7 protein-coding genes and 1 pseudogene are annotated in these 5,416 nt (G+C 67.0%); 1 reads left to right on the top strand and 7 read right to left on the bottom strand.

What is annotated here, in order from left to right; all coding sequences use genetic code 11:
• Positions 1–123: 123 nt before the first annotated feature.
• The 3 genes from AC08OO_RS13865 to AC08OO_RS13855 form a co-directional block, all read right to left on the bottom strand.
• Entirely contained in the window at positions 124–924 is an 801-nt protein-coding gene (locus AC08OO_RS13865) for a hypothetical protein (RefSeq protein WP_476618612.1), read from the bottom strand.
• 90 nt (positions 925–1,014) lie between these two features.
• Positions 1,015–1,482 carry a PIN domain-containing protein gene (locus AC08OO_RS13860; protein ID WP_476610140.1) on the bottom strand — a complete coding sequence of 156 codons (468 nt, stop codon included), beginning with the start codon at positions 1,480–1,482 and terminating at the stop codon, positions 1,015–1,017.
• Positions 1,472–1,741 (bottom strand): type II toxin-antitoxin system Phd/YefM family antitoxin, encoded by a 270-nt coding sequence (locus AC08OO_RS13855; protein ID WP_476610139.1) that lies wholly within the window; start codon positions 1,739–1,741, stop codon positions 1,472–1,474. Before AC08OO_RS13855 ends, AC08OO_RS13860 begins: the two co-directional genes overlap by 11 nt.
• A gap of 610 nt (positions 1,742–2,351) precedes the next feature.
• Here AC08OO_RS13855 and AC08OO_RS13850 point away from each other — a divergent pair.
• Positions 2,352–2,978, top strand: a complete 627-nt coding sequence (locus AC08OO_RS13850; RefSeq protein WP_043592168.1) for a GyrI-like domain-containing protein — start codon at positions 2,352–2,354, stop codon at positions 2,976–2,978.
• Positions 2,979–3,166: 188 nt separating this feature from the next.
• Here AC08OO_RS13850 and AC08OO_RS13845 read toward each other — a convergent pair whose 3' ends face one another.
• From AC08OO_RS13845 to AC08OO_RS13830, 4 genes and pseudogenes are all read right to left on the bottom strand, one after another.
• A complete protein-coding gene (locus AC08OO_RS13845; RefSeq protein ID WP_255353907.1) occupies positions 3,167–3,601 on the bottom strand; it encodes a carbamoyltransferase C-terminal domain-containing protein in 435 nt (144 codons plus the stop codon).
• A 109-nt stretch (positions 3,602–3,710) separates the two neighbouring features.
• Positions 3,711–4,253, bottom strand: a pseudogene (locus AC08OO_RS13840) (IS66 family transposase); the annotation flags it as partial.
• A gap of 399 nt (positions 4,254–4,652) precedes the next feature.
• Positions 4,653–4,850 (bottom strand): hypothetical protein, encoded by a 198-nt coding sequence (locus AC08OO_RS13835; protein WP_043592172.1) that lies wholly within the window; start codon positions 4,848–4,850, stop codon positions 4,653–4,655.
• A 346-nt stretch (positions 4,851–5,196) separates the two neighbouring features.
• A partial coding sequence (locus AC08OO_RS13830; RefSeq protein ID WP_476610138.1) for a hypothetical protein occupies positions 5,197–5,416 on the bottom strand: 220 nt, incomplete at its 5' end.

The following is a 5,416-nucleotide window of genomic DNA, read 5'->3' as shown; positions in this document are numbered from 1 at the left end:
CACCGACCGGGAGCCTCGACCCGCCTCGTGATCAGCCAGAACGGGGCGATCCTCGCAGCCCACCGGCCACCTGGTCGGCGGGCTGCGGGGTCCTGACGACGCCGGGCCGATCAACCGGGAACGTCATTGAGGGAGGGCGTCGTAGACGGTCTCGGGAATCAGGGGGAGCGGCGTGCGGAAGAAGCGGATACCGGCGCGGACAACCCACTGCGCTGTCTCGGGAGTAAGTGCCCAGGGCTTGCTGGTCAGCAGGCGGCGCAGCTCGGCGCGGTCCACGCCCTGTGAGGGTGCGGCTCCCACGATCTCCTCCCATCGAGCGACGTCACGCCAGTGCGCGTCCTCGGGGGCGTCCAGAGCGTGTAGGAACCGGTCGACTATCTGGGGCCAGCTGGGCGCTCCCCACCAGTGGGTGCAGGCTAGGCCTCCGTGGGCCGCGGCCCGCCAGAAGGCATAGCCCACCCCGTCTTCCTCGACGGACGCGAGGAAGCCGCTCATCACCTGCTCGGCGTGGTCGCTGTATTCGTCAAGGTCGGCCCCGGCGAGTTCCACGAGGGTCGATCCCGTGACAAGCCGACGGGAGGGGTTCACCAGCCACCGCCAGATCCGCACCGCCAGCCAGTTGACGTCCTCCACGTCGAGGATCTCCCACGTCGAGAGCCGCCGATCCGGGTCGAGCCCCTGCTCACGGCGCCAACGGCGAAGGATCTCCCGGACTCTCCAGCTGGTGTGGGCGTTGATCCGCAACATGTCACCGTCGCCCAGCCGACCCTCGCTGTGCCAGTCTTCCACCGGGCTGTTACGCCATGCGTTGTTGACGAAGCCAAGGGCCGCGAGATCAAGAACCGGTCCGGGCTCGTCGGGCTCGATCTGCACCTGATAGTGCAACATCGCCTGCACCAATGCCTCCTCGCGCTGTTGGGACATCGAGCGCTTGGACGCGTCAGCCGGAACTTTCTCCGCCATGACGATCACAGTAGTGCCCGCACCTCGGCACGGCGGCCTCCCCTGGCTGAGTCAGGGCTTTTTCTCCTGGGGTACAGGCGGCCTCGTGACCGGGACGACGCGCAAAAGTCTTTCCAGGCCGGTGTAGTCGCCGGGGTTGGTGGTGAACAGTGGAAGGTCCTCCGCGACCGCCGTGGCGGCGATCATCAGGTCCGCGGTCCGGCGACGTGGCTTGCGGCCCGCGGCGACGACGGCCGCGGACAGTCGGCCGTAGACCCGCGCCGCCTCGGCGTCGAACGGGATCGGATCGAACTCGTTCTCGGCACGTTGGAGGATCTCCATCCGCCGTGCCCGTTCCTCATGCTCGTCGTACAGGTCCTGCTCGTCGTTACGGCGGACCTGGTGCGGCCCGGCGGACAGCTCCGCCAGCGTCACCACGCTGATCGCCATCTCGTCCGGAAGCTCGGCCACGTTCACCCAGCGGCGCAGGATCAGGATGTTGGTATCCAGCAGGCCCTGCCGGACGGGCTCACTGGTCATAGGCGCTCGTCGCCTCGTGGTCGGCCGCCGCCTCCTGGTCGGCGCGGAACGCCTCCAGGCCGGTGTCAGGTGCGTTGCGTGACATCGCGGCGAACTCCTGCCGCGAGACGAACCGGCGCCGGCGCCGGATCGGGACGAGCTGCCCGATCTGGTGACCATCCCGAGTGACCGTGAACGACTGCCCATGCTCGACGGCGTCCATGATCTCCCGCGACCTCGACCGCAGGTCCCGCTGCGTGATCTCAGGAGTGCTCACCATGCCAGCGTAGCACCCGGTGCTACAGCGTGCCGCGACGAAGATCCAGAGTCTGGCCAGGCGATGTTGACCGCCCGGCTTCGCCATACCGCCGTGTGCCCGCGGTCGTCTCCTGTACGAAAGACGCTATCCGCAGCGCTCAAGAATATTGCGGATCCGCCGGGCGTCTGGATGATCGTCGTCATACGCGGCTTCGACGATTCGACGATTCCCATTACCTGCCGCGTCAGGTCCTTCGCGCATTCGGCGGCCCCACGATCCGGCTATCCGGATGAGGTCGAGTAGTTTGCGCGTCAGCGATGCTGCTGTGAGCTACTCATCTACCTGATTCCGCCCAATTTGCCGGACGCCGTGAGGTGGTCCTGTGTCGCGTCCAACCCCGCCCCTCCGCGGCGAACATCTCGCGAGCAGGAACTGGCGACACCGCCTGGATCCGCTCCTCGGCCAGAACGCCGCGCGCCTCGCCGTGAATGATCCAAGGGTTTTGCCAGATCATGCCGCGAACCTGCCAGAATGTCTGGGACGACACATCCACCCGACAGCCTGCGACGCCGGTCGCAGCACTAGGCTCAACGACAGCGACGCCGCTCGATATGTTCGGAGGATTTCACTGATGCACAGCAACTTCAGCGTCAAGAAGGAACATCCCAGACTCTATTCGTCGAAGCAAAACATGTTCGAGATCATCGACGTTCCGCGGGCGCACTTCCTCATGGCGGATGGCCACGGCGACCCCAATACCGCCCCGGAATACGCGGAGGTGGTAACCGCGCTCTACACGACCTCCTATGCCGTGCGCGCCGTCGCCAAGGACGAGCTGAAGCGGACGCACACCGTGGCTCCGCTGGAGGGTCTGTGGTCCGCGAAGGACCTGCAGGTCTTCCATACCCGAGAAAAGGGCAGGTGGGACTGGACCATCATGATCTTCCAGCCCGACTGGATTACCTCGGCGATCGTTGAATCGGCACTGGAACGGGTTCAAGAGAAGAAGGACCTTGGTGCGGTGAAGAAGGTCCGGTTCGAGGAGTTTCTCGAGGGCACATGCGTTCAGACTCTCTACGTCGGACCATACGACGAGGAGGCCCCGACCATCTCCCGGATGCACGACGAGTTCATGCCGGCCGAAGGCCTCACCCCCCGTGGGCGTCACCATGAGATCTATCTGTCAGATGCCCGCCGGACAGACCCCCGCCGCCTGCGTACGATCATCCGGCAGCCGGTCGAATCCGCGCGGAAATAGGGGCCTGGCTTCGAAGGGCGAGACTCAGAACCTCCATGCGCCGGAAAATTTTTCCGTCTCCTTCTCCAAAATCAGCCCTAGGCGATCCGGTTGGACATGGCTCGGCGCGCATGTCGGATTCGTCGCAGCGGGTATCCGGCGGTGGTCGTGGGGTGCTGCAACAGCAGCAGGACCGCGATGCGGCGTGTTCAGTGGCCCAGATCGCGAGAGACCAGGAAGTTGCCGAGAATCAGGTGATCCATCTCTGTTTTGAGGAAGCAGGACAGGGCATCCACAGGAGAGCAGACAATTGGCTCGCCGGCGACGTTGAACGACGTGTTGATCAGGCATGGTACCCCAGTTAGCTCCGTGAACAGGCGCAGCATTTCCGCGACCAGCGGGTTGTCCTGCTCGGTGATCGTCTGGATGCGCGATGTGCCATCGACATGGCAGGCTCCTTGAATCATCTCCCGGTATTCGGGTCGCACCGGAACCACGAAGGTCATGTACGGGGAGGACCGCTTCTTTCCGAGCTCGAACACGTGAGGCGCGAGATCCTGGAGGTAAACGTTCAGGCCGTGTGCTGGCGGCGGGATTCCGTGGCATCGAGTGATGGCCGGTCGGCGGGTGGCGCCTCCGGTCACGCGTGGGTTGTGGGCTGGGCCAGGTCGGTGCGGGGAGGGCGGCGTCGTGGCGGGCGAGATTGGTGTGGTGGACCAGGCCGCGCAGCGCCTCGGCGATCTGCTCGGGCCAGGTCTCGTCCGGGTGGACCTCGGCCGCGCCGGTCAGGTCGCGTTGCAGGTGGGCGGTGCAGACCTGGTGGAGCAGGCCGGCGAAGACAGCCTCGTCTGGTTCGTGGTCCGCGCTGTCGGGGATGTCGCGGTCCGCGGGGTCGCAGCCGGCGGCGAACGCGGGGTGGTCATAGAGGTGGTAGCGGTCGTGGACGACGGTCGCGCCGGCCCGGGCGAGGTCGAGGAGGACGGAGGCCTTGAAGGTGGCCAGGTCCCGGTCCCCGAGCTCGAAGCGGGTGTAGAGCGCGGTGGCGGCGACAAGCAGGTACTTCTCGGCTTTCTTGCGGCCGGGCCGGGGTAGGCGCGGTCCGACGCGCAGCGGGGTCTCGTCCATCACGACGATGGCGGCCAGGCAGATCAGCGCGCGGATCCGCGCGTCGGCCCCGGCGAGCCCTGCCGCCGTCCGGCTGATCAGACAGTGGACGAACCCGGCGGACGGCGCCGCGCCCGTCAGCGACGTGAGCAACTCGACGACGCGGGCGACCGGGAGGTGATGGACGACCATCAGGTAGACGCACCAGGCCATCAGGTTCGGCCCGTAGCCGACCGGCCCAGGCCGCGCCCCGTCCGGGCGGGGCGCGGTGTGGACCTTTCCGCACCGGCAGCGCACCGCGTGCTGGTCGTACTGGGTGACCGTCGCCGTTACCAGCGGGATCTCGGTCTGCTGGTAACGGTCGACGATGCCGAGATCGACCGCCTCACCCCGGCCGACCGCCCCGCCGAGCACCGTCCCGCAGCCGCACGTCCCTTCGGGGAACCGGTCGAGCCGGCCGTCGGGAGCGTCGGTGAAGGCCAGGTGCGAGCCCGGCGCGCCGGGCTGCCCGCCCCGCGGCCGCGTCCCGGCGCGGGGCGCCTTGCCCTTCGGCGGCGTCCGTCCCGGCTCATCGTCCTTCGACGGCGGACTCTAGGAGTTCGCGCTGGTGCGCGAAAGCAGGTGCTCCACCCGGCCCAACCGGCCGGCCAGTACCCCGTTCGCCGCCGTCAGGTCAGCGTTCGCCGCGGCGAGCTTCTCGACGATCGCCTTCAGCTGGCTGTTCTGCCGTGCCTGCCAGAGGACAAGCCAGACCAGCGCGTCACGCGACGGACCGTCCGGATCAGGCACGAAGCAATCAAAGTGGGTCCTCAACCCGTGCGCGGCGTCGACACACGGCCAGACCCGATAAGCCCACACAGCCGGACCACTCGGCCCAGCCGTCACAGCCCGCTACTGCCACCCCGAAACCAGCACCCTCCGCGAGGGCACTGAACGTTTACCGAGCAGGCGCACGCCGCCCGGGCCCGGGTGTTCGACGCGGCCTACACCGCGCACCCGGAGCGGTTCGTGAACCGGCGGCCGGTCCCGCCACCACAGCCGCAGCACGAGACAATAACCCTGCAGGCACACCGCACCCCAGAGCACGAAGACTTCGACATCTGCGTGATCTACAAGCGGCGTGCCTGCTTTTCTGTCAGCGACACGTGTCCCCGGCGTGTCCCGCACCCATCAGATCCCGCGACCTGCAACGGGAGACGACCCACCCAGAACCATCCCACCCATACACAGCCACCATCACACCCGGCAACACGACCATCACCATCCAAATCGCGAACTTGCCGGAGCCCTGCAGCGCGTCATGGGTCCCGGCGGTCACGCCTTTTTTCTTCCACCGGTCAAAGAAGCCGTAGACT

Source organism: Frankia sp. CeCAU1, assembly GCF_977971845.1.
Note: the sequence above shows the minus strand (reverse complement) of the source record. Positions and strands in the feature narration are given on the sequence as shown.

Excerpts from the sequence above, each read along its gene's own strand:
- AC08OO_RS13850 (WP_043592168.1), top strand. The coding sequence starts at position 2,352 with ATGCACAGCAACTTCAGCGTCAAGAAGGAACATCCCAGACTCTATTCG.
- AC08OO_RS13860 (WP_476610140.1), bottom strand. The coding sequence starts at position 1,482 with ATGACCAGTGAGCCCGTCCGGCAGGGCCTGCTGGATACCAACATCCTG.
- AC08OO_RS13855 (WP_476610139.1), bottom strand. The coding sequence starts at position 1,741 with ATGGTGAGCACTCCTGAGATCACGCAGCGGGACCTGCGGTCGAGGTCG.
- AC08OO_RS13865 (WP_476618612.1), bottom strand. The coding sequence starts at position 924 with ATGTCCCAACAGCGCGAGGAGGCATTGGTGCAGGCGATGTTGCACTAT.